This is a genomic window from Proteiniclasticum sp., assembly GCF_032054185.1.
Classification (GTDB): Bacteria; Bacillota; Clostridia; order Clostridiales; family Clostridiaceae; genus Proteiniclasticum.
The window spans coordinates 1-26,000 of record NZ_DAMBTF010000017.1; the positions used below are offsets into that span (position 1 = coordinate 1).

General features: G+C 48.0%; 26 protein-coding genes and 3 pseudogenes. 4 read left to right on the forward strand and 25 right to left on the reverse strand.

Features of this window, described 5'->3' with window-relative positions; genetic code table 11:
* The 18 genes and pseudogenes from RTX25_RS10035 to RTX25_RS14610 all read right to left on the reverse strand — a co-directional run.
* Positions 1 to 165: transposon-transfer assisting family protein (locus RTX25_RS10035; RefSeq protein WP_312653370.1), on the reverse strand; the 165-nt coding region annotated here is incomplete at its 3' end.
* 2 nt (positions 166 to 167) lie between these two features.
* Entirely contained in the window at positions 168 to 746 is a 579-nt protein-coding gene (locus RTX25_RS14595) for a YodL domain-containing protein (RefSeq protein ID WP_397428546.1), read from the reverse strand.
* 68 nt (positions 747 to 814) lie between these two features.
* Positions 815 to 1,736, reverse strand: a pseudogene (locus RTX25_RS14600) (ArdC-like ssDNA-binding domain-containing protein); the annotation flags it as partial.
* Positions 1,737 to 1,823: 87 nt separating this feature from the next.
* Positions 1,824 to 2,405 (reverse strand): annotated as a pseudogene (gene radC, locus RTX25_RS14605) (DNA repair protein RadC); the annotation flags it as partial.
* Positions 2,389 to 2,577, reverse strand: a complete 189-nt coding sequence (locus RTX25_RS10045) for a hypothetical protein (RefSeq protein WP_312653261.1) — start codon at positions 2,575 to 2,577, stop codon at positions 2,389 to 2,391. The pseudogene radC and the gene RTX25_RS10045, both read right to left, overlap by 17 nt.
* The gene (locus RTX25_RS10050) at positions 2,574 to 4,715 is read right to left on the reverse strand and encodes a DNA topoisomerase 3 (RefSeq protein WP_312653263.1); all 2,142 of its coding nucleotides are present in this window, start codon (positions 4,713 to 4,715) and stop codon (positions 2,574 to 2,576) included. Before RTX25_RS10050 ends, RTX25_RS10045 begins: the two co-directional genes overlap by 4 nt.
* Before the next feature lie 187 nt (positions 4,716 to 4,902).
* On the reverse strand, positions 4,903 to 5,628 hold the full coding sequence (locus tag RTX25_RS10055) for a CD1107 family mobile element protein (RefSeq protein WP_312653265.1): 726 nt from the start codon (positions 5,626 to 5,628) through the stop codon (positions 4,903 to 4,905).
* The gene (locus tag RTX25_RS10060) at positions 5,615 to 5,866 is read right to left on the reverse strand and encodes a DUF4315 family protein (protein WP_312653266.1); all 252 of its coding nucleotides are present in this window, start codon (positions 5,864 to 5,866) and stop codon (positions 5,615 to 5,617) included. The genes RTX25_RS10055 and RTX25_RS10060 overlap by 14 nt, the downstream gene beginning before the upstream one ends.
* Positions 5,867 to 5,868: 2 nt before the next feature.
* Positions 5,869 to 8,022 carry a CD1108 family mobile element protein gene (locus RTX25_RS10065; RefSeq protein WP_312653268.1) on the reverse strand — a complete coding sequence of 718 codons (2,154 nt, stop codon included), beginning with the start codon at positions 8,020 to 8,022 and terminating at the stop codon, positions 5,869 to 5,871.
* 1 nt (position 8,023) lies between these two features.
* Positions 8,024 to 10,402 (reverse strand): annotated as a pseudogene (locus tag RTX25_RS10070) (VirB4-like conjugal transfer ATPase, CD1110 family).
* Entirely contained in the window at positions 10,362 to 10,772 is a 411-nt protein-coding gene (locus tag RTX25_RS10075; protein ID WP_312653270.1) for a PrgI family protein, read from the reverse strand. The pseudogene RTX25_RS10070 and the gene RTX25_RS10075 overlap by 41 nt, the downstream one beginning before the upstream one ends.
* Before the next feature lie 18 nt (positions 10,773 to 10,790).
* Positions 10,791 to 11,660, reverse strand: coding sequence for a VirB6/TrbL-like conjugal transfer protein, CD1112 family (locus RTX25_RS10080; protein WP_213690430.1), 870 nt, complete (start codon positions 11,658 to 11,660; stop codon positions 10,791 to 10,793).
* 14 nt (positions 11,661 to 11,674) lie between these two features.
* Complete coding sequence (locus RTX25_RS10085) at positions 11,675 to 11,890, reverse strand: Maff2 family mobile element protein (protein WP_084234496.1); 216 nt, start codon at positions 11,888 to 11,890, stop codon at positions 11,675 to 11,677.
* Between the two features lie 43 nt (positions 11,891 to 11,933).
* Positions 11,934 to 13,709 (reverse strand): VirD4-like conjugal transfer protein, CD1115 family, encoded by a 1,776-nt coding sequence (locus RTX25_RS10090; protein ID WP_312653282.1) that lies wholly within the window; start codon positions 13,707 to 13,709, stop codon positions 11,934 to 11,936.
* Positions 13,706 to 14,185 carry a PcfB family protein gene (locus tag RTX25_RS10095; RefSeq protein WP_312653284.1) on the reverse strand — a complete coding sequence of 160 codons (480 nt, stop codon included), beginning with the start codon at positions 14,183 to 14,185 and terminating at the stop codon, positions 13,706 to 13,708. The genes RTX25_RS10090 and RTX25_RS10095 overlap by 4 nt, the downstream gene beginning before the upstream one ends.
* Before the next feature lie 90 nt (positions 14,186 to 14,275).
* Complete coding sequence (locus RTX25_RS10100; RefSeq protein WP_312653286.1) at positions 14,276 to 14,680, reverse strand: DUF3846 domain-containing protein; 405 nt, start codon at positions 14,678 to 14,680, stop codon at positions 14,276 to 14,278.
* Positions 14,681 to 14,761: 81 nt separating this feature from the next.
* Positions 14,762 to 15,112: a hypothetical protein gene (locus RTX25_RS10105; RefSeq protein ID WP_211802754.1), complete on the reverse strand. Its 351-nt coding sequence runs from the start codon at positions 15,110 to 15,112 to the stop codon at positions 14,762 to 14,764.
* Between the two features lie 123 nt (positions 15,113 to 15,235).
* Complete coding sequence (locus RTX25_RS14610) at positions 15,236 to 15,715, reverse strand: DUF6017 domain-containing protein (protein WP_397428543.1); 480 nt, start codon at positions 15,713 to 15,715, stop codon at positions 15,236 to 15,238.
* Here RTX25_RS14610 and RTX25_RS14615 point away from each other — a divergent pair.
* On the forward strand, positions 15,660 to 15,896 hold the full coding sequence (locus tag RTX25_RS14615) for a hypothetical protein (RefSeq protein ID WP_397428544.1): 237 nt from the start codon (positions 15,660 to 15,662) through the stop codon (positions 15,894 to 15,896). The two genes, RTX25_RS14610 and RTX25_RS14615, sit on opposite strands and share 56 nt — an antisense overlap.
* 356 nt (positions 15,897 to 16,252) lie before the next feature.
* On the opposite strand, the gene RTX25_RS10115 is transcribed toward RTX25_RS14615, so the two are convergent.
* Genes RTX25_RS10115 through RTX25_RS10125 form a run of 3 tightly spaced genes read right to left on the reverse strand, consistent with a single transcriptional unit; the run spans position 16,253 to position 18,283 of the window.
* Positions 16,253 to 17,179, reverse strand: coding sequence for a ParB/RepB/Spo0J family partition protein (locus tag RTX25_RS10115; RefSeq protein ID WP_312653294.1), 927 nt, complete (start codon positions 17,177 to 17,179; stop codon positions 16,253 to 16,255).
* Complete coding sequence (locus RTX25_RS10120) at positions 17,136 to 17,957, reverse strand: ParA family protein (RefSeq protein ID WP_312653296.1); 822 nt, start codon at positions 17,955 to 17,957, stop codon at positions 17,136 to 17,138. The genes RTX25_RS10115 and RTX25_RS10120 overlap by 44 nt, the downstream gene beginning before the upstream one ends.
* Positions 17,942 to 18,283 carry a hypothetical protein gene (locus RTX25_RS10125; RefSeq protein WP_312653298.1) on the reverse strand — a complete coding sequence of 114 codons (342 nt, stop codon included), beginning with the start codon at positions 18,281 to 18,283 and terminating at the stop codon, positions 17,942 to 17,944. The genes RTX25_RS10120 and RTX25_RS10125 overlap by 16 nt, the downstream gene beginning before the upstream one ends.
* Positions 18,284 to 18,654: 371 nt before the next feature.
* Between RTX25_RS10125 and RTX25_RS10130 the strand changes: the two genes are divergently transcribed.
* Positions 18,655 to 19,179, forward strand: coding sequence for a type III toxin-antitoxin system ToxN/AbiQ family toxin (locus RTX25_RS10130; RefSeq protein ID WP_312653300.1), 525 nt, complete (start codon positions 18,655 to 18,657; stop codon positions 19,177 to 19,179).
* A 264-nt stretch (positions 19,180 to 19,443) separates the two neighbouring features.
* Here the strand turns inward: RTX25_RS10130 and RTX25_RS10135 are convergent, their stop codons facing one another.
* Positions 19,444 to 19,989 (reverse strand): helix-turn-helix domain-containing protein, encoded by a 546-nt coding sequence (locus tag RTX25_RS10135; protein WP_312653302.1) that lies wholly within the window; start codon positions 19,987 to 19,989, stop codon positions 19,444 to 19,446.
* 454 nt (positions 19,990 to 20,443) lie between these two features.
* A complete protein-coding gene (locus RTX25_RS10140) occupies positions 20,444 to 21,298 on the reverse strand; it encodes an aldo/keto reductase (RefSeq protein WP_312653305.1) in 855 nt (284 codons plus the stop codon).
* A gap of 748 nt (positions 21,299 to 22,046) precedes the next feature.
* Here RTX25_RS10140 and RTX25_RS10145 point away from each other — a divergent pair.
* Complete coding sequence (locus RTX25_RS10145; protein WP_312653306.1) at positions 22,047 to 22,916, forward strand: ROK family protein; 870 nt, start codon at positions 22,047 to 22,049, stop codon at positions 22,914 to 22,916.
* Positions 22,917 to 22,988: 72 nt separating this feature from the next.
* Here RTX25_RS10145 and RTX25_RS10150 read toward each other — a convergent pair whose 3' ends face one another.
* Positions 22,989 to 24,233 carry a zf-HC2 domain-containing protein gene (locus tag RTX25_RS10150; RefSeq protein WP_312653307.1) on the reverse strand — a complete coding sequence of 415 codons (1,245 nt, stop codon included), beginning with the start codon at positions 24,231 to 24,233 and terminating at the stop codon, positions 22,989 to 22,991.
* Positions 24,230 to 24,712 carry an RNA polymerase sigma factor gene (locus RTX25_RS10155; RefSeq protein ID WP_312653309.1) on the reverse strand — a complete coding sequence of 161 codons (483 nt, stop codon included), beginning with the start codon at positions 24,710 to 24,712 and terminating at the stop codon, positions 24,230 to 24,232. The genes RTX25_RS10150 and RTX25_RS10155 overlap by 4 nt, the downstream gene beginning before the upstream one ends.
* A gap of 369 nt (positions 24,713 to 25,081) precedes the next feature.
* Here RTX25_RS10155 and RTX25_RS10160 point away from each other — a divergent pair, with 369 nt between their 5' ends.
* Positions 25,082 to 25,846, forward strand: coding sequence for a DUF4412 domain-containing protein (locus tag RTX25_RS10160; RefSeq protein WP_312653311.1), 765 nt, complete (start codon positions 25,082 to 25,084; stop codon positions 25,844 to 25,846).
* Positions 25,847 to 26,000 lie beyond the last annotated feature (154 nt).

A 26,000-nucleotide genomic window follows, 5' to 3' on the forward strand; every position in this document is an offset into this window, starting at 1 on the left:
CATGGCCGTCAGCTTCTTCAAGGCACTTTGGATAAGTTCGGAGAGTTCCGCGTCGTCAGGGGCAAGCTCCAGGTCGATTTTTTCAAGTCCTGCAATCAGACCGGACCGGGTGCCGGTATCATAAATACACATGAGGTTAAGCTCTTCAATACTGAATCTATCCATCTTTATCTCTCCATTTCTGCAGTTTTGTGAGGCGGCGTTTTGCTGAGCTCTGGTTTTTCAGAAGACTTTTTCAGCCGCTGCTTTACCGATTCCTTCTGTGGCTTTTTCTCTTCACGACCTTCGACAGCCTCTCTGGTCTTATCCGAATCTTTGGTAGGGACGTTATTGATCAGTCCATCAAATTGATTGTCATTTTGCTCCACCGTATCCTCGATGCTCCGCAAGGAGTTGATGGGTTTGATGAACTCCGGCACTTCCTTGAAGCCGATGGCATCCACATAATGAGCCGTGTAGTCACCGTGTTGCTTCAAGACAATGACATCGCTCATGGATAGGCTATGCCCTGTGAAGTCCTTGGGTCGGTCTTCATTGAACTTTTCATAGATGTCGTTCAGCGTCCCGTTTGTGTCCGAAGCCGCCTCAAAATGACCGGTATAGGTCAGATCATAATTCTTATAGTCCACAGTCAGACCAAGCTTCTGCAGGTGATACAGGCTCTCAAATTGATGGTTTCGCAGATTCTCATCGTTTCTCAGCTGATAGACGGCATAGGTGTCATCCGGACCTGTGAGGAATTCCACCTCCTGCAGGCGAGGAGAAGGATTCTCATCAGTCTCCGTCTTTTCGTTTTGCTTTTCTATGTCAGCTGCAGAAATCCCGCGCTCCTGGGTGATTTCCTTAAAATGGCGGTCGATGTCATCGATTAGCTCTGCTGAAGTCTTGCTGATGGTCTCCAGGGAAGCCTTCAGTTCAGGCAGATCCTTGTCCTTGCTCCAGGCAGCGATGTAACCAAAGCTGTTTTCGTCGGTTGCAATGCCATAATAGGCGCATACTGCAAAGGAAACACTTTCTGCCTCCACTTCTTCAGTTCTTCGATCCTTGGGTTTATCCGGTGCTTTCTCATCTTCTCTGTGATTCTTTTCCTGGTCAGGCTTCAGATTATGAAGCTTGGCGTGGGCGATCTCATGGATAGCCGCAGAGACTGTCTGGATCTCGCTCATGTCTTCCCGAATGGCAATCTTTTGCCTGTCCTGGCTAAAATAGCCGTCGGTGCTGGCAGACATGGCTTCAAAGAAGATGGGAACCGGGGAGGATCGCTTCAGAGCCTCCATGAAGACATCATATTGCTTGACATCGCCCGTCAAAGTACTCGCCAGCTGGGGAAGGGGCTTCCCGTCTGTCTGGGAGACATCAAAGACAGAGACGACCCGGAAACGGGGGATCTTGATCTCCACTTCCTCCGTCAGTGTCTTGCCAGTGACATCCCGCAGGGGTTTCTGAGTAACAGGATCAAGCTTTTCAACTTCCTTTTTCGTTTTGACAGGGGCTGGGGCAATGATGCGGATGCCTTTTTCACCCTTCAGGACATTGCGCTGGAACTGATCCTGCCAGCGATTATATCCAGCCACTAGTGTGGCATCTGGTTTTTGTATGGCAATCAGGATCGTATTATTCAGGGAATAATGATGGAACCTTGACATGGTACGCAGGTAGTCTTGGTATTTGTCGCCGCTGAAGAAATCACGGATGCCTTGTTCCAGTTTGTCCGTGATTTCCTTGAGGCCATCCTTGATGTTTTTCCCGGATGTCGCCTGAGCTGAGGATTCCCTGACAGCTTCCTTTTGGCCGTAAGCTGCGGGTGCTTCCAGCACGCCGTGGGCCTGGAAGGAGTAGTGATCCTGCTGATTGATCCCATTGATGATCAGGTGGTCCAGCACCTGGATGCCCAAAAGATTGCCCGTTTCCTTCAGTCTTTTCGTCACGGTGAGGTCTTCGGCGCTTGGCGTCAGATCACCGGATGGGTGGTTATGACAAAGGATTACCGCATTAGCCTTATTGACGATGGCATTTCGGAAGACCTCTCTGGGATGGACAATGGAACTGTTGATGGTCCCCAGGGATACGACCTCATGGTCGATGACGCGGTTTTTGGTATTGAGGAAGGCCACGACAAAGGCTTCTTTGTCATGGACCTGATCCATCACCGAGCGAAAGAAGGCCGCTGCCGCATCTGGTGAATTAATGACCGGGTTTTTCGAGTTGATACCGCTGCTCATGCGGTAAAGATCCAGAAAGGCCTGATGCTTTTCCCGCTGAGCTGGCGTGCTTAAAAGCTGTGTGGCATTCTCCACCAAAGCGCCGATGCCTTTTCTCTGGGCGTATTCAAGCGCGTCATCCTCCTTGACGCCGATGATACGGGCAAAGGCCTGGACATAGCGAAGTTCATCCGTGTTGTTCATCGCTATCCACCTCCAGCTCGGCCATCATCTCAACTAAGAGAAACAGATCTCCCAGTTTGTCGGCATCTTCCGGCGTTGAAACGTATTTCTCCGGATTCTCCCATAGCTCCAGCAGATTATCCGTGCTCACCTCAATGCCGAGGAGAGCCCTGATCCGTTCTTTGACATTCATGATTTTTCCATCCTTTCCTTGGATTTTGTCGATGTTTTGTGCTTATCCTTGGTTTCACCGGGCGAGAATTCCAGCCTGAAATTGACGTACTTGCCGCCGGTATCCTCCATGATGATTCGGGCATCATAGGTCTTTTGCGTCTTGGGCGAATACAGGTTTTTCATCAGGATGCTGCCTTCCTGAAGAAGAGCAGCAGCTACCTCGCGAGTCAGGACTTTTTTCTTGTCCTTGAAGAAACGATTCTCTTTCCACAGAGCGAATGTACAGGTTTTGTTCTGGCAGAAAAAGCGACGTTCCCCTTCCAGCACCTGATCTCCGCAACGGGGGCAGGAACCGATGCTTTCCGGATTTAAGGCCAGCTCGCCGGGGGCTTCAGAGACCGCCCGATAGGTTCCGACCAGATCTTTCAGGTGCTGAGAGATCTCCGTCATGAAGATTTCAGGAGAGAGCTGTCCCTTTTCGATGCGCTTCAGCTTTTCCTCCCATTCCGCCGTCATCTGTGGGGATTTGATCTGCTCCGGCAGGATCGTGGCCAGAGCAACTCCCTTATGGGTGGGCTGCAAGGTCTTGAGCTTTTTGTCGCCGTGGCGTTCCACTAGCTCAGTCTTGATCAGCTTTTCCAGGATGCCTGCCCGTGTGGCCGGAGTCCCCAGACCTTTTCGCTCAGCATCCTCTGGAAGGTTCTCCAGGCCAGCATTCTCCATGGCAGAGAGCAGCGTATCCTCGGTAAACAGCTTGGGCGGGGTGGTTTTTCCCTCCTCCAGCCGGACGGAAACCGAATCAAAGTGCTGATCCTTTTCCAGTCTGGGCAGCGGGGTTTCTGCTTTCTTTTCCGTTTTTCGAGTGGTAATCGTGCTGCGATAATGCTCCTCCACAGACTTCCAGCCCGACTGCAGGATCGTCTTTCCCTTGGCGGTGAATTGTTGGCCAGAGCAGTCCAGCGCAACCGTCGTTTCAGAATAGCGATGAGCTTCTCCAGCAGCTGTGATGAGGCGGATAGCCAGTAGCTTTAAGAGCTCCTGCTCGCCCTTGGGCAGACTCTCCAGGATATTTTCCTTCAGTGCATGGGTCGGGATGATGGCGTGATGGTCGCTGACCTTGGAATCATTCAGCAATTGCTTTAGATCCGTCGAATATCCCTTCGTCAATTTCTCTGGCAAAAGGAAAAGTGCTGACTGAATGACGTCTGCAGTGGACTGCGCCATGTCAGCCGTCAGGTAGCGGCTGTCGGTTCGGGGATAGGTGATGAGCTTTTTTTCATAGAGGCTTTGGGCATAATCCAGCGTTTGCTGGGCCGTGTAGCCAAGAAGTCGGTTGGCTTCCCGCTGCAGGGTGGTCAGATCATAGAGCTTAGGCGGTTTTTCCGCCTTCTCCTGGGTCCTTACTTCAGTGACTGCGGCGGACTTTCCATGGCATTGAGCCAGGAGTTTTTCAGCCTCGGCCTTGATCTTCAGCTTTTCACTGGCTGCCTCAAAACCGGGGAGTTTCAGTACAACGGTGTAGAATGGCTCGGATCTGAAATCCTGAATGGCGGACCAGCGATCCACGATCATGGACAGCGTGGGAGACATGACGCGTCCAACATTAAGGGTCTGACGATACAAAACAGAAAAGAGTCTCGTTGCGTTGATTCCAATCAGCCAATCCGCCTGTGCCCGACAGAGGGCAGATTGATAGAGCGGATCATATTCCTGGCTGGGCTTTAGTTTCTTGAAACCTTCGCTGATGGCCTGATCCTCCATGGAGCTAATCCATAGGCGCTTCACCGGTTTCTGACATCCCGCCTGGCGATAGACCAGACGGAAGATCAGTTCCCCTTCACGTCCGGCATCCGTGGCGCAGATGATCTCCGTCACTCGGGCTTCACCCAGCAGGCTTTTCAGGATTTTGAATTGCTTTTGCTTGTCCTTGGGTATCTGGTATTTCCATGGCTCCGGAAGGATCGGCAGATCCTCGAAGCGCCATTTGCCAAAGCGCTCGTCGTAGACATCTGCCGGTGAGAGTTCCACAAGATGGCCGACGCACCAGGAAACCAGGACATCCGTTCCTTCCAGATAGCCGTCCTTTCGGTTGTTTGCTCCCAGCACAGAGGCAATAGACTGGGCCACACTTGGTTTTTCTGCGATCACCAGTCTCATTTGTCCACCTTCCTTTTCTTGTGGGGGAGGATCAGCTCACGGTAACAGACACCAGTACAGCAGTTTCCCTGCAGGTAGCTGCAGCCATGGCAGGGATGGGTCTTGGGCAAGACAGGAGAGAGCTTCTCCTGCCGCTGCCGGGGCTTTTGCTTCATCAGTCGTTCAAAGGGACTGTCCGTAAAATGCGTCATTCGTCATCACGCTCCGATTCGAAAGCTTCCTGATCCTCTTCAACTAGCAGTTTTTCTTCATAGTCGTCATCATCAAAGCTGTACTCATCCAGATGGCTGCTTCCCTTGACGCTTGGCTTGGGCTTTCTCAGCTTGAAGTACCACAGTCCGCCGCCGCCCAGAAGAATCAGAAGGACCACGACGATCGGTAAAGGATTCATGATTTTTGCAGGTACGGGTTCCTCGACTTCCGTTTCTGGCTCCGGTGTAGGTTCGGGTTCCGGCTCGGGAACGGTTGGAACGGCACCTTCACCCGGCAGTGGCTCCAGGGTGCCGTCTTCCTCCATCAGGGCTCTGAGGTCTGCTTCATCCACCAGGTTCAGGAAGTAGACGTTATTTTCCTTACCGGCCCGGTCGATGATCAGATAGAAGGTGTTGCCCGCTTTGGTTTTGACCGTAATGAACTGCTTGTCCTCGGTCTGTTCACCTTCCAGGTCATCCACAATGGTCAGATTGCCTTCCGGAGTCAGGGGCACAGCTGCTTCCGGTTCAGTTTCTTTGACGGGCTCCGAGGCTGCGGGCTCGGCAGTCGGCATCAGAGCTTCCTCTATCGGATCAGAGCTTGCCGTGATCGCTTTAGATTCATCGGTCTTGGCATAAGCCGGGACCGAGAAGACAGAAAGGCAAAGCATCATGACCAGCAGTAGGGCTGAAGCACGAGGCCATTTCTTACTCATTTTCATTGACGTTATCCTCCTGTGTTTTGAAATGATTAGGCGCTCCGCCTGTTTCGCGAAACGCCCTGATGAATGCGGCCAGCTCTTCTGGAGTCGCGGAGACGCTGCGGACCATTTCGACGATCTCGGTCTTCTCCAGCTCGTCCTTTTGTGCCTTAAGCTCAATGAGTCTGGTCTCAAGGCTTTTGATTCGATGGGTGATCTTATCGATCTCCTCCGTCAGTTTTTGGATCTTTGGATTCATGGTTACCTCCTTGGCAAACGCCCGAAGGCGTAAAAATGGGATTGGAAATACGAGGTGTTCATGGAGGCGTACTGGATGGGGTTTCCGGCGTGGATCATCATCCCGTCGCCCACGTAGATGGCCACATGGGAAACTGGACCGATACTGTCGTAAGTGCCGGTGAAAAACACAATGTCGCCTGGCTTGGCCTCCGAGGGTGGGATGATGGCGCACTGGTCAAAGATGCCCTGGGCAGTAGTCCGGGAGAGCGGATAGACACCGGAATTTTTGAATACCCAGCAGACAAAGCCGGAGCAATCAAAAGACGTCGATGGTGTGGAGCCTCCCCAAACATAGGGATAACCCAGATACTTTTTAGCTTCCTTGATCAGGGCAGCGAAGGTAGGATCTGACAGCGCATCCGACGGGATGTCGTAATCGGTGTAAGCGCCATTTGTGCCACCGACGGCTGGCGGGGTGTAGGGGTCAGTCCCCTCGATGAAGAAATAGGGATTGAGATACTGGCCGTTTAACGTCAGTTCCAGGTGCAGATGGCTGCCGGTGCTGGCACCGGTGCTTCCGGCCTTGGCGATAGTCTGTCCCCGAAGTATATTTTGGCCTTCTGTGACCAGAATGCTGGAGCAGTGGGCATAGGTGCTGCGGTAGCTGTCCTTGTCCGCAATGACCACATAGTTGCCATAGCCGCTGGCATCGTAGCCGACTCGGACCACTTCGCCGTCATGGATGGACTGGATCGGTGTGCCCAAAGCTACGCCCAGATCGAGCCCACGGTGGATCTGCAGCCGATCCGTGATGGGATGGACCCGCCAGCCGTAAAGACTGGTGACATGGCTTTGCCAATTGAAGGTAAAGGGATTGCCGAAATACTGCTTGTTGCCTTTGGTATCCATGTACACGAGATACATTTCCCGCTGGTCGGCGCTCATGCGGGGATAGACCACGGAGTACAGGGACTGGCTGCTCAGGTTGATGTTCAGGATGTAAAAGCTATATGGGACCTCCACTTCATAGCTTTCGCGGATGGTCTGGATCTCACCGGTTTCCGGATCGGTCACGGTATAGGTCCGGTAACGGGTTTCGGTACGGTATCGCACTTCGACGGTCTCTGTGATGCTTAAGTTGTACATGGAGGAAAAGAGCGATCTCAGCTCAGCCTCGACCTCCGCATAGGTGAAGTCTTCGAACCTCGCCGTCAGGTAGGCCATCAGCTCATGAGGATCATGGCCGATGGGATCAACCGTGTAGCGGTATTCATCAAAGCCGGGATAATCCCGTTCGATGTTGAGCAGGTCATACTGCAGCTCTCCCTCCAGCCTGGTGTACTCCAGGTCGGCGGCAGTGATGTCCTCGTCGGATGCGGTGTAGGACGTCGTGAGAAAGGCATTGAGCCCACCTACGGCCATCTGGGAGCAGCTGGCAAAGGTATTTAAAATCAGCATGACAACAAAGAAGATGCCGATAATGCCCAGAAAAACCTTGCTGTGCCGGGCAACGAAAGCGGCCGCCTTCTCCAGCACCTCCTTCGCTTTTTTCGTGGTCTTCACGGTGGTTTGGCCCGTCTTCTGAACAGTATCCGCACCTTTTCCTGCTTTGGCAGCAGCGTATTCCTTCTTGATGGCCTGCTTTTGCTGCCAGCGGGATAAGGGATTGGTCGATAAGAGCGGCTGTTCACTGGCTGCCCGTTTTTGAAGCAGGCTGACGTTGGCCTGGTCCAGTTTCTTCTCCGCCTTCAGGGATTTTCGCTCCGCTTTCAGCGCATGGGAGCGGTGCGCATTCTGCGCGGTCCGGACGGTGCCTTCAGCGGTTCCTTCAAGGCGGTGGGCAGCTTCCACACCAACATTGTCATCTTCGGATCTGGCGATCTGCCGGTGGACCTCTGCAGCGGGCAAGGCTGCCGCTGCAGACTTCAAAGCCAAGGGTGTTTTCTTCACCTGAAGCTCATCAAACTGCAGCTTCACTGGTTTTTTCATGGGAGCAAAGGAAATGCTCGTCTCGTGGGTTCCCAGCGATTCTGCCTTGCCCTTTTTTGCTGCTTTCTCCAGCTTATTCGCAGCCTTATCTGCCTCCTGAGTGACTTTTTGAAGCTCCGGGCTGCTGCGTTCCTCCTTGGAGAAATGAAGCCGGGTGACGGTGCGTTTGGTTTTTTTGGCGCTCATCTCACACCCCCTTGACCTCAGCTGGCTTCGTCGTCATGATGCGGTAAAGCTCGGTATCCTTCGGGAAGCGGTCTGCAAAGGGCAGGATCACATTTCCGTAAAATAATAGGCCTTCGCCTTCACCGGAATGGGTGACATAGGACAGCTGATGAGGTGAGATGTTGAGCTGCTTGGCCAGGATCTGGCGGTCGCCGCCTGCCTGGTTCAGCATGTAGACGAAGTCGCTGTTTTCGAAGATATTCTCGATTTCCCGGGAGGACAGCAGGTCCTTGACGTTCTGGGTGATGCCCGTCGGGATACCGCCCCACTTTCTGAATCGCTTCCAGATCTCCACGGAGTAAGCGGCGGTCTATTCCTCCTTGAGCAGCAGATGGAATTCATCGATGTAGTAGCGAGTACTTCGGCCTTCGGCACGGTTGGCAGTCACGCGGCCCCAAACCTGATCCTGAACGATGAGCATGCCCAGCTTTTTCAGCTGCTTGCCCAGTTCCTTGATGTCAAAGCAGACCAGGCGGTTCTGGATATTCACGTTGGTCCGGTGGTTGAAGACATTGAGCGAGCCGCTGACGTAGATTTCCAGCGCAGTCGCAATGAGCCGAGCTTCCTTCTCCGGCTGTTCCAGAAGGATTCGGTGCAGGTCTCCTAAAATAGGGACATTCTCCGGATTGGGCTCATTGAGATAGGCCTGATACACCATGCGCACGCAGCGATCGATGACGGTTTTTTCGATGGGCTGGAGGCCCTCTCTGCCGCCGACGATGAGCTCACACAGGGAGAGAATGAAGTCGGATTTCAGGGACAGTGGGCTCTCGTCCTCGGAGTAGTTCAGGTTGATGTCCATGGGATTGATGTAATGTCCGCTGGTAGGTGAGATCTTGATGACCTGGCCCTGCAGGCGCTCCACCAGGGGGTAATACTCACCCTCAGGATCGCAGATGGTGATGTCGTCCTGGGTGATGAGAAAGGCATTGGCAATTTCTCTCTTGGCAGAAAAGGACTTACCGCTGCCAGGGGTGCCCAGGATCAGACCGTTGGGATTCTTCAGAGCTTTCCGGTCCACCATGATCAGGTTGTTGGACAGCGCATTGAGACCGTAATACAGTGGCTCACCTTCACGCTGGAACAGTTCCTGGGTGGTGAAAGGCACAAAAATGGCGGTGCTGGAGGTGGTCAGGCCCCGTTGGATCTCGATTTGATTGTTGCCAAGGGGGAGGGATGAATTGAGGCCGGATTCCTGCTGGAAGTCCAGCCGTACCAACTGACAGTTATATTTCTGGGCAATGCCCTGAGCCTGAAAGATGTTGTTGTCCAGCGTCTGTTTGCCGTCGGCGGTATTCATGATAAGAAAGGTCATGAGGAACATGCGCTCATTGTGGCTCTGCAGGTCCTGAAGCAGCTTCTTGGCTTCGCCGCCGTAGGTAGCCAGGTCTGACGGGATGATGTCCATGTCGTAGCCGGAACGGACGGCCTTCTTCTGTTCTTCGATCTTCATCCGGTCCAGATCGGTGATCTTTCGCTTGATGGTCTTGATAGCGGAGGTCTGGTCGATGGACTGGATATGGAGCGTCACCACCAGGCTGTTATCCATGGACAAAAAATCAGCCAGCATGCGGTCGTTGAGCTCGGGCGCCAGGATCTGCAGGAATGAAACGGAGCAATGCTTTCTGCCCATCCGAAAGTTCCTGCTCTCGGAAAAATCAAAGGATGAGGGTGCAATGTAGTCCTTGGTGGAAAGGCCCGATAATGGCAGCCAGTCCCAGTCAAAGAGAAATCGCTCCTGACCGTCCAGATGGTAGATACTGTGCAAAAGCTTCAGGCGGTCTTTGCCGCTCAAAGGATCTGCTGCGACACCAAGGCGCTTAAAGCTGTTAAGCAGATCATTCTCGATGCGTTCCAGCCTGGGCTTGGCCGTACGAAGATTCTCCGCTTCGATGCCAAAGGTGATGAACTTGGTCTTGGACAGGCCGTTGTTGCCTTTGGCCAGCTGACCTCGGAGCATATTGGCATATTCTTCGCGGATGTCATCAAAGTCATCGTTCTGATCCGGGATCAGGATGGACTGCTCGAATTCCTCGATGCTGGCGCTCAGATTCAAGAAAGAGAACTGAAAGCGAATGGAGCTGTCAAAGTAGTTGAGAAAATCACACCAGCCATCAAAAATCGCAGTCTTGTCCTCGTTCTGAGCCAGCTGGTAGTTGATGTCCTGAAACTGAATGGTCTTGGTATATAGAGCATCCGTTGCCTGGCAGATGCCGTCGGGATGCATACGCAGGTATGGGATCGTCTGCTGGGCAGTTGCCGGAACATTGCTGTCACGCTTGGCTCTGGCGATGGCGCTTTCAATGCGATTTCTTTCTTCGCGGCTGAGTTTTCTTTGGATGGTTTTCTTGGTGGACAATCGCTTTTACCTCCTTGTCCAGATTGGTTTGCCGCTCTACGGCGGCATAGAAGTTGTCGGTCTGGTAGGGCCGCTTCTTCGGTCGGATGAATCGGCTCTGAATGAGCTGATATAGGATCTTTTCCAGGGGCTGACCGTTTCTTTCATACATGGCCAGCAGGAAAAAGGGCAGCATGGACAACACCATGAGCAGAGCTGCTGTGCTGACACTCATGTGGGGCTTGGCAAGAAAAAACAGCGGGACTCCCAGAAGAGCACCGCTGCCAAATGAAATCAGTTGACGCTTGGTGAGATTGAGCATCACCTTGGTCTTGATCTTGGTCAGATCCTTGGGTACAGGGACATATGCCACAGGCTTTTCTCCTTTCGCTTAATGGGCATTAAAGATGGATTTGGCAAGACTTCCGGTCTTGAACAGGGTGAAACAGAGCAGAACGGTATAACCGAGTGTGGTCCATACGGCCTTGATGATGTCGGTTTCCGTGGCAATGTTCTGGACCAGGACGGCATAGATACCGACACAGACCATGATGAGAAAAGCCTGGAATGCCAGGGCCAGGAGGGAGCGAAGATAGTTCTGTCCCATACCGCCCCATTCCCGGTTGACCATGGTGGCCATGGGGATGGGCCCGACAGACGTGACAAGATAAATCTCGATCATGCGGCCATAGATAACCAGGAAGATACAGATACTCAGGGCTTGCATGGTAAAGCCGATAAACAGGCTCTGAAACCAGAGTCCGAAGAGCGGTCCCAGTTCCATGGCGGTCAGTCGCGTCTGAAGGTCTGCCACTGTGGTGGCCAGATCCACCGAGGCGTCCGCTGATATGACGCCGGAAGCGCTGTTGACCACGGACTGCGCCATATCGAAGATGCCCATGACGATATCAAAGGTATGGGTGACCAGAAGAACGGCCACAAAGGTTTTAAAGATCCATTTGAAAAAGATCCAGGTATCGATGTCATGAAGATTATTCCGGTCGATGACCATTTGGATGAGCTCGTAGGTCATCACAAAGGCAAGGATCACGCCCGCGATGGGGATGATGACGCTTTCGGAGAGGCTGCGGATCATGGAAAAGACGCCGGCATTCCATGCCGCCGGCGTCAATCCCACTTGACCTGCGATTTCGCCAACCTGCTGGTTGACGTTATCAAACATCCCCGACAAATTTGTGATGATGCCTTCGACAAGCATCGTCTTCAGCCATTCGGTGATTTTGTCGAGTATGCTTTCCATCGCTTTCTACCCGATTAACCGAACAGACCGGAAAGCAGCGGCACCAGGACGATGCCGATCAGGGCGACACCGCCACCCGCCATGAGCTGCTTCATGCCCTGGGATTTGGCACCGGGGTTGTCGTTACCATAGCCTTCGAGAAGGTTGATGACGCCCCAGATGGCGAGACCTGCACCGAGAGCGACGACGAGAGTTTGAAGTACATCTACTGCACTGTTAAAGAATTCCATTGATTGACCTCCATTATTTTAAATTTTGAGATGAAAAAGCCGCTCATTCGGCGGCTTCGGGTTCGGCGGACAGATCCATGTGATAGACCTCATAGATTTCATCCGGTTTGGGTTTTAGACGGGTGGACAGATACTTTTCGATGTTGAAGGCGTTTCGCGGGTCCGCATCCGAGAGATACTTGTAGTTCGGGTGCTTCGTGATGTCGTACTTGTTGGAGAGAAATGGCCGTACCCCGCGCAGCTGCAAAATGCATTTTCCACCATCCAGTACAGCCAGTTCGTCGATGCTCATCAACTCCTTTCCGAGTTTCTGATAGTTCAGACTGTGGGAAACCTCACGGCCTCGGCTTTCCCCGGTGTTAAAGGTGTCGATGGTCTCCTTCCCAAGGGTTTCTGAAAGCTCCTTTAATGTGGTGCGCTCCTTACCGCCCAGAAAGATCGTGCTGTCCATATTGCCGATAATGGTGTCGCAGTGATCCTTGTAGAGAGCCTTCAGCTGGGATTGAGCCTGCAGCACCAGGCAAGCCGAGATCTCCCGACTTCGGATGGTGGCTACCAGCTTTTCCAGCTTGGGAATTTGACCGATATTCGCCGCCTCATCAATGAGACAGCGCACATGTACAGGCAGACGTCCGCCATAGACGTCATCTGCCTTGTCGCATAGCAGATTGAAGAGCTGCGTATAAGCCATGGAAACCAGGAAGTTGAAGGTGTCGTCCGTGTCGCTGATGATAATGAACAGCGCTGTTTTCCGATCACCCAGTGCATCCAGTTCCATTTCGTCATAGGCCGTCAGGTCTCTGAGTTCTTTAATGTCAAAAGGCGCTAGACGGGCCCCGCAGCTGATAAGGATTGATTTGGCAGTCTTACCGGCAGCCAGCTTGTACTTCTTGTACTGCCGAACGGCAAAATGCTCCGAGTCTCGTTCCTCCAGAGCGGCAAACATCAAATCCACCGGGTTCTGAAAGTCTTCATTGTCCTCACGGACCTCGGAAGCATTGATGAGCTCGATGAGAGTAGAAAAATTACGCTCACTCTCTGGTGCTTCATAGTGGATATATCCCATGAGTGCGGTATAGAGCAGGGTTTCTGCCTTGACCCAGAAGTCATCACCGGCCTTGCCTTCACCCTTGGTGTTGGCAATAAGTGCTGTCACCAGCTTCAGGATATCCTTCTCACTGCGGATGTAGGCAAAGGGGTTATAGCGCATGGATTTGCTGAAGTTGATGGTGTTGAGGATCTTGATCTTGTAGCCTTCCCGCAAGAGAAGATTACCGCATTCCACGACGACGCTGCCCTTCGGATCAGTGACCACGTAGCTGGAATGGCACTGCATGAGATTGGGCTTAAGCCAGAACCTCGTCTTACCAGAGCCTGAACCGCCCACCACCATGACATTCTTGTTCCGTGCGAGCCTTGGGTCCTTGGGCCGGTTGTTCATGGTCAGGTGCTCCGTCTCCGTGAGGATGACGTTGTTGCGAAAGGTTGGATCGATAAAGGGCTTGATGTCTTCAGGTCTGCCCCAGCGGGCTGAGCCGTATTTGATATTTTTACGGTACTTCTTGGCGTTCCTGCCTTTCACATAGACTGCGAGCTTGATGCCACAAGCCATCCCAATGCCCAAGATCAGGTCCTGTGGGAGCAGGCTTGGCCAGGGGGAATGAAAGGCCAGTATAAAACCCTCCATCAGGTGAAGTACCTTCTGAGAAATATCTACTCCAACAGAAAAGCGCCAGGCTTCACCAATCTTGGTCGCACCTAGCGCTATGAGAACATAGGGGAGGTTTAGAAGGAACATCCGCTTGATTTTTCCTGTCATCGCGTCAGCTCCTTGTCTTTGTTTTTTACCTTGTCCATAACCTTGGTTTGAACAAGCGCTTTGAATTTGACAAGCTGCTCCAGGATGGAAGGCTGCTTGTCCTTCTTGAGGACCTTCGCCGTGTATTCTGTAAACGCAGCGGTGAGGGCATCGGCATCTCTGGCTTTGAAAAAGACCAGATACTTAGGCTTCTCACCGGTAGTGTCCTTTTTGAGGGCATAGTCTACGCCATACTTTCTGGCAACCTGTTCAAAGGATTTGATGTTTTTATCCGTGATCTCAATATTTGAGACTCCGGCATTCTGACCGATGAGCTCTTTTACAGACTGCTTGCCGTGGGGGATCTGCGGCGGACTGTCCCGGCTCTTCTTCATTTCAGCCAAGAGCTTGATGAGTGCGGCCTTCAGAACACGACCGGTCATTCGGGTGGTACTGACTGCCAGGGCAACGGTCCTGTTTTCCACTTCTTCCTGCATGAAAACTCCTCCTTTCATGGTTAGGTGAATTCAATTACAAAATACGTATCTCGCATTTGAAATAAGTAAACTCGTAAAGCTCTGAATGATTTAGAGCTCCGGTTCCGTGGACTTCTGCTTTGGTTTGGCCACATAAAGCTCATCCTTGGGCTTGATGGGGATGGCGACGATGCGGTTGCCCATCTTCATGAAAATCTCCGGATCTGCAAATTTCTCGCGGTACTTCTCGGCCAGTTCTGGTGTGAGGGAATCAAAATCCTCTTCGCCAAGCCCACAGATGATAAAGGTTCCTGCGATAATGTCGTAGTCCTCAAGTTTTCGGTTAAGAGGGAGGCCTATGAGCTTGCCTTCTTCATGACAGACAATGGCAACCGGATCATCATAGGGATAGACGGCTTCGATGTAGCCGCCGACAACCTGCTGCAGGGAGTTCAGGTCACCGGTGATACTGGCCATACGCGGCGCTTTTTCAGGTTCAACAATCAATACGTCCATAGATTTCTTCTCCTTTTCTGTTTTTGAAATTGCACGAAACATTCCTTTTTTCCAATGTTTTGTGCATAATCAGGAATTATGCTATTTGGGAGTCTTCTGACCGTGGCTTTTAACGGTCAGGATTCCGCTTAAGGTTGTTGCTGGGATTCGATAGCGTTCAGCGATGGCAATGTCGTTTTTCACGGCTTCGTCGATCCGGGAACCGCAGACTACGAGGACGTTGGAGCGTCTGAGGTAATCGAGCTCAATGTCCTGTCTGTCCTTATGCTCCTGGGGGATGCCGTCATCAATGAAAGTTGAAAGCATCAGAATTGGACATATCGGACTGTAGCCAGCATCAAATACTTTCCTGCTGTATTTGGCGGCGATCTCCGTATTCTCAGTTGGATCAACGCCCCAGGAAGCCGTAATATAGGCGAGAGGTCTTTTCATTTTGAGTAACTCCTTTCGGAAAAGATGAACTTTTGAATCAGTTTCTTTTGGCCAGATGAAACTTTGAAATTTGATTATCGTGCTAATTTGATTTGCGAAAATTGCATGAAAATAAACCCCATCTTATTTGCCGGGCTTAATAAGACTCCCTAGATCCTCGTAAAAGTGGGAACCTGCTCCGTAAAGATCATGCTTCACCAGAGCTGTATAATAGCTATCGATGGTGGATGGGGCATTGAATAACGTTGTCAGCAGATATTTCTTGATATTCCGGATGAAGGTGGTGTTTTTATCCAGGCATTCAAAGACATATTCGATGTGAGTGCTGTCGATTCGCTGCAGCCGTTCCTTGACCAGTGATGCCGGGTATTCATCCCCGGCAACGGTGATGTAGTCTCGCTTGGAACAAAGGGTCTCCACCATCAGGTCCACGATTTCATCCAGACGATCTTTGTCATAACGCTGAACAATAAACCTGTATTCGATTTTCTCCTGGATGGTTTCTTTAATGGATTGAGCATCCAATCTCATCTCATCCTTCACGATCGTGGCTTCTCTTGATGGATCAGGGATTGATGGATGTTTACTTAATCGCTTAGTCATTAATGGATCTTTATTTGTTTTCTTAGTATTTAATTGCGTTGGATTTCCCAACGTAGGTTTTTCCAACACTGGATTATCCAACACTGGATTATCCAAGATTGGATTTTCCAACATTGGTCTTTCCAATACTGGCTTCTCCGATATTGGCTCCATGTTTTCTGTAGAATTTGTCGCCAGGTGAGGCTTTTCATAAATCGTGTAGTCTGTACCCTTAAGGTGACCAAACTCATTTCTCTCTCTGGTTCGGACGATGTATCCTGCCCGTTCCAGTTCACGGACTGCTTCCCGGATGGCATCGATACTCTCCCGGTTGATCATGGAAAGTCCCTTGAGGGTGTAGTCCCAGTCTTCCGGGAGTGAGAGCATCTGAGATAGAAGCCCTTTGGACTTCAGCGACAGATCCTTGTTTTTCAGATGATGATTCGCCATAACGGTGTAGTCCCTCGTTTTCTCAACTCGAAATACAGCCATCTGCATCCCTCCCTTCGACCGGTTGAATAAAAAAAGCGCTTCTCATCGAAGCACCTCGGAGGGGAATTACCGTTCCTGTGATTGCTGGCGCTTCCGCGACCAGCCTTCCAGCAGCTTGATAATGGTTTCCTCCATCTGCTGGGGCGTGTAGGATTTAGGAAAATACTTTTTGAGCTTCTCTCCGGTGAGGGTGACCTTGTCCGGCTCGCCTTTTTTCTCTTCAGACATGATGGCGGTCATAACATCAAAGGTCAGCTTGCCGTCCTGACTGTATTTCTTCAAGCGCTGAGCCTGAGACAAGGAAGGTGTGGCCTGCTCCATGTCCATGGCTTCCATCAGCTGGACCTGTTCATGAGGCATGAGGTAAGATAGCTCAACTGCAGGATTGAATGCGATCTTCTTGACATCGACCATATCGAGCAGCTCGGGGACAAGTTCTGTCAAGCGGATATAGCGTTGGACTTGGCGGCCACTTTCTCCAGCATCTTTCCCTACAATATCCGCACTTTCTAAATTCCCGACAACTTGTCGGGATTTATTCGAGGGCCGTCCTGCCTGTCTTCTAATTGCATCCAGTTTCAATTTATAGGCGAAGGCGCGCTCACTGGGCAGGATGTTCTCACGCTGAATATTGCTGTCAACCATGATAATGGTGGCAGCGTCATCGTCGAGATTGCGTACAATACACGGGAGAGTCTCCTTACCAGCCAGCTCACTGGCTCTTTTGCGGCGATGCCCGGAGATCAACTCATACCCGCCTTCCTCACGGGGACGTGCGATGACCGGCACCAGGACGCCGTGCTTGGTGATGCTATCGGCGGTCTCCAGCATGGATTCATCATCTGTAACTTTAAAGGGATGATTCTTAAATGGATGCAGCTCCGTCAGAGGAATATCGATGACTTTTTCCTGAAAAGCTTCGATCCTGGTTTCTTCAGTCTGAAATATCTCATCGTAGGAGGTCAGATTTAGATTTCTGCCGCTGGGTTTCAAGCTTCATCACCTCCTTCGTCAGATTTTTGTAGGCTTCTGCCACTTTACTCTTGGGATCATGGGCAAAGATACTTTTCCCATAGGAAGCAGTTTCTGCCGCCCGGACGGAGTGGGGGATGGCCGAGTCAAACACCTTCAGCTTTGTTCCGTAGGTTTCTCGCAGAAGAGCACTGATTTCCTTGGAGTCATTGGTCCGGTTGTCCACCATAGTCAGAAGGATGCCATCGATCTTCAGCTTGGGATTGATTTGCTTGCGGACTTTGTTGATGGTTTGAAGCAGCTGCTCCAGGCCTTTAGCGGACAAATACTGGGCTTGGACAGGAATTAGGACGCTGTCTGCGGCGGCCAGGGTGTTGACCGTCAGCATGCCAAGAGAGGGCATACAGTCCATCAGGATGTAGTCGTAGCCTGATTTGATTCCATCCAGATACTGTTTAAGGATTTTTTCCCGGCTCATCACATTGACCAACGAGACCTCAAGCCCGGACAATTCAATATTGGCTGGCATCAGATCCACACCTTCAGAATGATGTAGGATGCCTTCCTGGGTAGAAAGTGCTGTGTCATTCATAGTCTTTCCTAAGACAGAGGAGAGTGTCACTGGCAGCTGATCCGGCTGAGAATGACCCAAACTGATCGTCAAGCTGCCCTGAGGATCGCAATCCACAAGCAAGACCTTCTTGCCTTCGGTGGCCAATCCTATGCCCAGATTGGTGCAGGTGGTGGTCTTGCCGACTCCACCTTTCTGATTGACAATGGCGATCACATTGCAGGACAAGGAAGATCACCTCCGACCCGATTCAGAATTCCTGTGAGGAATGAGCTCAAGAAGCAGCTGTAGATAATACTGGGCCTCTGCACCATGACAATATGGCAGTCGATTTCTTCAGGCATCTGGCTACCCATGATCTCGTACATCATTCCAAGCAAAACAGCGAATTGCTCATCATCTGTGATGGAATACATGTAGAACAGGGTATCGGCGAATTCACCCAGGTTTTCCAGATCATCAAAGGATTCAGATACGACTTCGGCAAAGGCTTCGCCTTGCTGCTCCGCCAATTGGATGACTTGCCTGTAGGGCGGGATCGGTTGTTTGTTCATTCTTGACCTCCTAAAATAATTTTTGCTTGTTTTTTTGAGATAATTTTGTATAATTGTGCTTATATGAACCATATGTGCATATATTGATTATGGTGATACTGATTTTCATAGCCGTGAGCAATTAGTGAGCTAAGATTTTTCACTTTACTTTTTCACCTTACGGAGATATAATAAGAGTACAGATAGGAGAGTCCCTGCCAGAAGTGGGAGCTATAACATTTGGTGAGTCTCTACCATAAGTGAGAGCGATAACATTTGGTGAGTCTCTACCATAAGTGAGAGCGATAACAATTGGTGAATCCCTACCATGAGTGGGAGCAATAACAAAGAGGCAACTATTCATTAGTTGCCTTTTTTCATGGAGGATTCAAATGCTACAAAGTCAACCATCTGAAGAGTTAAAACTATATTATGTTACAGATCAATATACAGACTACTTGAGAAATTTTGAATCACATGTCTGGAGTAACAGTGATAAAGGCAAGCAAAGACCGTACGTTGGGATTGTGATGGATAGAAACAACCATAAATTTTATGCTCCCCTTACTTCAGTGAAACCAAAGTATCAGAATTGGAAAGACTCATTGACCTCAATAAGAATTGAGGATGGCGGTGATCTTCTCGCAATATTATGTTTAAATAATATGATTCCGGTACCTGATTCACAAATAGTTCTTATCGATGTAGATAACTGCATAGATCAGAATTATAAGAATCTACTCAATAAAGAAATCATTGCTATTAGGCATAAAAAAGAAAAGATAATTAGGACAGCAAATAATCTTTATAATGAAATATTGAAGGCCGACAATCCTAAACCTCTGATTCAAAAAATCAGACCCGTTTGTTTTGATTTCAACTTACTTGAGCAGAAATGCAATGAATTTTCGGTATAATCATTACGAAGCATCCTATCTATGACAATTTGTCATGTGAGCAGGGTGCTTTCTATTTAGATAAAAAATTTATTGATTAACAAATGAATACTGCGATTTATTTTGATTATTTTTGAGATTGATCAGTCTTGGAAAATCGATGATGAATTGGCAGCTAAATGTGATACGGCTGATACACTTTAAGAATACTACAGACTCCAATACAAAAACCGTCACCTTTGAGGGTGGCGGTTTTAAACGGTTGATTATTCAATTCCTTATTTCCTAGTCGATTTTAGATTTCAAGCCCTGAAAGTAGGGACTCAACATAAATTCCAGGAGAGATGGCTTTGGGATCAGATACCTGTTTCCCATATTGAAACATTGCATCAGATCCTTGGTACACCATTTAGCAACCGAATTTCGATGATAGCCAGTAATCTCGGATGCTTCGATGACGGAAAGAACGTCGGGGTAATAGGCCATCCTATGAGAATAGACCGTTGCCAACTTAGCTCTTTCTTCTTCCGTTAACACTTTTGGTTCCCGATTGTGTCCCTTGTACGTAGGTCCTCGTTTATACCATCCAATTGGAGCCATATAGCTCTCAGGAGATATATCCCGGCCTTCAAGATACTCGATTACGTCGGTCATCTTGAGTTTGTACTTTCTGGTTTTCTTTCCGTTGTTGACACAGGGGACCAAGCCATTATCCAGAAGATGCTTTGCAGTCTTTTTACTGATGTTGCAGATCCGGTAGAATTGGTCCTTGGTAATAACAGCCGGATATTCCTTGAGTAGATAATCGTATTTACTGTTTATTTTCTTCATTGAATCACCTTTTCCTTAATTGGATTGTCAACGGCAGGTGATCCTGAAGCTCTATATATAACAGTTAGAAAAGCCCTTTGTTCTCTCCTAAATCTCTCTTGTTCTCTCCAAATTCTCTCCTTTTTCCAAAAAAGCAGCCAAAATCGGGGTTGATTCGAACTATTGATTTTTCAAGGCCTTTCAGTATTCGGGTTCAGAAAACGCTGAAATTAGTGGGTTTGTAGGTACTTCTCTATGCTGCCATCTTCCTTTAATTTCCACTATAGTGTGCACAAGATAAACGACTCGAAAACTTTTGTACGCTTTATCGCGTACCGAGGGTTCGAATCCCTCTCTCTCCGCCAAAAAAGAGCCGTTACAAAATCAGGTGATCTGGTTTTGTAACGGCTCTTTTCCATTATGGGTTTTGGACTGTGAAACCTTTTAAAGTGATTGAACAATATATATCTGAAGATTAAAGCATATCCAATGGAGTCTTTCTGTTTGGTCTAGGGAAATGAGATTCTAAAACTGCCAGATCGTCGGAAGTTAGACTGATCTTCAATGTTTCTGCGTTCTCTTCCACATGTTCTCGTTTGGAAGCTTTAGGGATAGGACAGACACTGTCCTGAGCCATAAGAAAAGCCAGCATGAGCTGCTCTGGGGTGATTTTGTGCTTTAAAGAAATTTCTCTTACAGCTGAATTTTCACTGATTCTTCTTCTTGATTTCAGATCATGGGCCATTGGGCAGTAGGCCATGACTGCGATTTCTTTAGTTTTCATAAACGGTAGAAGATCATACTCTATACCCCTGGAGTCCAGATGGTAGAGGACCTGATTCACCACACACTGATCTCCATGAGGGACAGATAGAAGCTCATGCATATCGTCGGTATCGAAGTTCGAGACGCCCCAGTTTCTGATCAGACCTTCCGCCTTAAGCTCCTCCATACATTGGACAGTTTCTTTCAGATGAACACCCCCACGCCAATGAAGCAGATACAGATCAAGATAAGTGGAGCCCAATCTTTCAAGGCTACTCCTACAGGATGCAAAGATGTTCTTTCGACCGGCATTGTGAGGATAGACTTTTGATACAAGAAAAAGGTCTTCCCGGTGGTATCCTCTTATGGCTTCACCCACCAGCTCCTCCGAAAGTCCTTCGCCATACATTTCAGCAGTGTCGATGAGGGTCATGCCCATATCGATGCCTTGGCGAAGAGCATTTATCTCCTCTTGGCGCAGGTTCTTGCGCTCACCCATGTACCAGGTGCCTTGTCCAAGCTTTGGCATCATCGTACCATCTTTTAACCGTATCATTTTTTCCATTGTAAAACCTCCTGGTGTGTTTATTCTTTAGGGAACAGATTCATATTTAAAATCACGTACCGATATTTATGTAGACCTTCCTGATGAACGATAACTTAGAAGGCACACGGGTTTCAGTTTCTATGCCCAGTACCCGAAATTCTGACATTCTTCCCGTGGCTATTCTATTATATTCCAGTACCGGTTTACTCCACCATAGCCATAACTGAGAATACGACCTCTTTCACTGTGTGCTGTCCATTCTGATGGAGATGGCATGAACTGGTAGCATCATTATAGAATAAAATATCCTCTTTGTGATGGTGATGTTCATGAATTCATAAACCGTTTATGGAAGTGAGCTTATGTTTACTGTATGTTTATCTGTTCATGATATGGATAAGTGAATTTTTTTCTTATGAACATCTGGTTTGGATTCTTTGCCTGATCTGAGAATATTCATATATTCGTATATACTCGTATAAATTCTTTATTGAGCGCTTTCCATGGAGGTGATGCCGGAATATCGGGATGATGGAATATCTTTCCTGAAGAATTTATTAATGTACAGATAGTTGTAGGAAGATATTCTTCTTGCTATATTTAGTATAGATGAAAATCTTATTGGTACTATAGTGGATGCTTATGAAGAACATTCAACTTATTTTTTAGAAGAAGATCGGAAGGCGGGAATTTTTAACCTGGCAGTTATGTTATCTGTTGACTTGCTGACTAAACCCATAATATGCATTAGAGGAAGGAGAATCCAATGAATCTTTGTGTGTTCGATATCGGTGGTTCCAGCGTTAAATATGGGTGTTTAACAGGAGATGGTCTCGTAGAGGTCGGATCCTTTAAAACGCCACAGACCTGGGAAAAAATGAGAAATGACCTTTACTCGGTATTTTCTGAAATGAATGAGAAATATGTGCTTTCAGGGGTTGCTTTCAGTGCTCCTGGTGCAGTGGACAGTAAAAATGACATCATCCGAGGCGATAGTGCGGTGCCTTACATACATGGTTTTCCCATAAGAAAGGAACTTCAGGAGCTGTTTCTGCTTCCTGTTTCCATTGAGAATGATGCGAACTGTGCCGCTCTTGCAGAACTTGATAGAGGAGCTGCGAAAGATGTGGAGAATGCGATTTTCATGATTATCGGATCTGGAATCGGGGGAGCGGTGATCGTAAACCGTGCACTGCAAAGAGGAAGAAATCTTTTTGGTGGTGAGTTCGGTTATATGCTTCTTGACGAGAAACACAGCCTGAGTAATCTTGGCAGCCCAGTGGAAATGGCTAAGCGCTACGCTTTAGAGATGGGAGAGACTGATATTGAGGGGAGTGAAGTCTTCCGCCGAGCTGATGAAGGTGAGCCTTTAGCAGAAGCACATGTGGAAAGGTTAATTGATGCTCTATCTCGTGGCATATTCAATCTGAACTGTGCGCTGAATCCGGATAAGATCATCATAGGCGGTGGTCTTTCAAAAAGAACGGATCTCATCATAAGGCTACAGGAAAAGACAGAGATGTATCTGAAGAGTAAAGGAGCAGAGGAGATAGACCTTGATATTGTACCCTGCGTGTTCAGAGGAGATGCAAATCTCATCGGCGCCGCCGTTCATTTTATGGAGTTTACGTCATAAAAAAAGAGGTTTCCTGTGTGATGCGGGAAACCTCTTTTTGTCTGTGGAGAAGCAAAATTATCAGAGATAATTTCAGTTTTCTAACATAGGAGAGTCATTGACTGACAGATGCTCAATCACTTTCAAGATGAGAGCGTCTGATTCGGTTTTGTAAAAACCACCAGAAATTTCGAGAGACCTGTCTTTAGCGAAAACAATGATTCCACCGGAACTGGATCGTGAACTACCCTGTTCGCAGATCAGACTGATATCAAACTGCCATTCTCCTGAATCTGTGTGTCTATAGAGATTTGAGAAAGAGAAAGATGAAATTGTAATTCCCTGATTTCTGAGATTCTGCATATTCGAGAGAAAATCTTTTTTCAGGATTTCGGTATAAGATGATATACCCATCTTCCTGTAATATTCAGCGGTTTCCTTAACTTTCTCGGTCTCCTGATCAATTAGGATCATAAAAGTCTCATAAACCGAAGCCGGTATAATAAATGAACCGTTTATCAGGACTTGAGGATCATTCTCATCATAGGATCCGCCGTAGGTAGGATAATAAAACATCTTTCCGTCTGCTGCCTTGAGCAAGGTATAATCAAAACCATAATCAGGCACTACAGTATCTTTGTCGACAACCCGGATGGATCTGCCTGAATGGATCGCAAAGATCTTAGCGGAATTCTCAAATCGGGTTTCGGGTATTGCCGTTGTGCTTCTCTGTTCACTGTTATAGATCATCATAGCCGCCCAGAACTCATCTGCATCACCACTTTTGAGATATGCCTCATAATCGCTCTGATACACTTCAGAATTAACGTACCAGAGTTCGCCATCAATTTCTACTTCTATGTATTTACTGTCCCAGTCATCGATGTGTTCTATCGGATCTCCGGTTACAGATTCATAAAGTCTATCAACATCAATATACGAGAATGCACGTTCATACTCACCTTTTTGAACAGCTTTAAGGAATGAACGGGTTGCATAGAGCTCCTCAAGATTTGTAAATGCTATTCCTTCACCTTTAGCTTGATTTCTCACCAGAATTCCCGCTCCGAGAAGTGGGAAAATGAGCAGTACACTGATTAGAGAGAGAAACCATCGGGTTCTTATTTTTTTGAAACCCTTTCGAAAGTTAAAATCTTCTGTCCGCACATCTAAAAATTTTTCTTTGACGGTGAGTGCAGGTTCCTTCAGTGTTTCGAATGCATTCTGACATTCCATGCATGTTTCAAGATGATTTTCGACCATATGCTTACTATCATCAGAGCATTCATCTGAAGCATACAATATGAGTAGATCCTGTATGATTTTACAAGAGATCATTTCAATTCCTCCATTTCCTTCTTTAATTTCTGCTTGCCTCGAAAGAAAGTGACTTTTGCCCAGCTCTCAGAATAATTGAAAAGAGCCGCAATCTCAGAAAATGGCAGTTCTCCATATATCCTTAAAATAAGAACTTCCTTGTAAGGATCATGAAGCTTCAGCAGTGCAGACCTTGCGTGCTCAATCTGATTTTTTTGCAGATAATCATCTTCCAGTCTGTTTTCCGTTGCAATTTCTCCGACAGTTTCGAAAGAGACGGGTTTCTTCCTTCTGCATTCCTGGAGCCATTCGTTTTTTCCAATCTGACACAACCAGGTATAGATGCTGCTTCGTCCTTCAAAACGGTCTATATGAAGAAATGCCTTATAAAAGGTTTCCTGTGTCAGCTCTTCAGCCTGAAGTTCATTTTCTGTCAGCATAAGAAGGAATCGATAGACTTTCTGTACATGCTTCTCATATAAATCTGAGAATTCCGCCACTCAATCTTCACCTCCTCTTCCGGTCTCTATCTGTTAGATGCACAAAATGATCTAAAGTTACACTATTCATTTAACTAATTGTAATAGCTATTTAATAATATGGATATAACAGAAAAAGGATGATTTCATTATTTTAACTGGGTAGTGCTTAAAGGAAGTGTACAGGATAGGATATTTCACTGAATTGCCAGTGTCATATGAATATTGTTTCTTGTTATGCATTTATTATATGTTACATTTTGTACATAAAAGCTATACCTGACAATGATACAATATACTTAGCTCTAAGACATGGTTATCAGGTTAACCAGCGAGATTGGCTTCTTCTTTTGTCTGATGTAATTGCTTCTTTATCAATTGAGGTGATAGATGATGAAAAAAATGGTAAATGGAAGAACGAAACGACCCGTACTGTGCATACTGATTCTGATATCCATGCTTCTATTATGGGGCTGTAATGGAGACGAGAAAACGGTAGACCCTCAGGGCGAAGAACCTGCTACGGCAGTGGAATCGCCGGGTTCCACTGAAACAGAAAAGGAACAGCCGGCACAGGAAGAACTAAGCGACGAAGAGCTGGCAGATCTTTTTGAGAAGGGAAAGGAACTGGATGAGTTCTATTATGAGATGAAGGTCAGCGGTCTTGGCGATGAGGATGGCGTGACAAAGATGTACATGAAAGAAGGGCTTATGAGGATTGAAAGTGAGATTCTGGGCAAGAGCTTCATGATGATCTACAGTGAAGATGCATTCTATACCTTGGATCCGGAATCCAGAACTGCCATTAAAATCTCCCTAGGTGATGAAGCGAGTGAAGAAAGAGAAGTCATCACAATGGATGATATCATCAAGAATTTTGATGATGAGCATATGACTTATGTCGGCAAAGAGACGGTCAATGGAATTTCATGTCATGTGGTGGAAAGTAAAGAACGAAATTCAGAAAATCAGGTGAAAATATGGCTCCATGAGGAATATGGTATGCCGATGAGAGTTGAGAGTACAACAGGAAGCGGTAAAACACATATTATGGAAGTAACTGATTTTAATACAGATCCTCTGTCAGAAGATCTTTTCAAATTGCCGGAAGGCTATAAGATCATCGATCTTAATAATCTGATTCCAACTCCATAGATTTCGAATCCGTTTATCCATAAATCTCAATATCAGGAAGCAGTCTTTTAAGGACTGCTTTTTTTATGGAATGAAATGATTTCTGGTATATATATGATTTTAAATAGGAAAAACGCAAAAAATGCGACAGTAATAGAAAGTTTGATATATTATT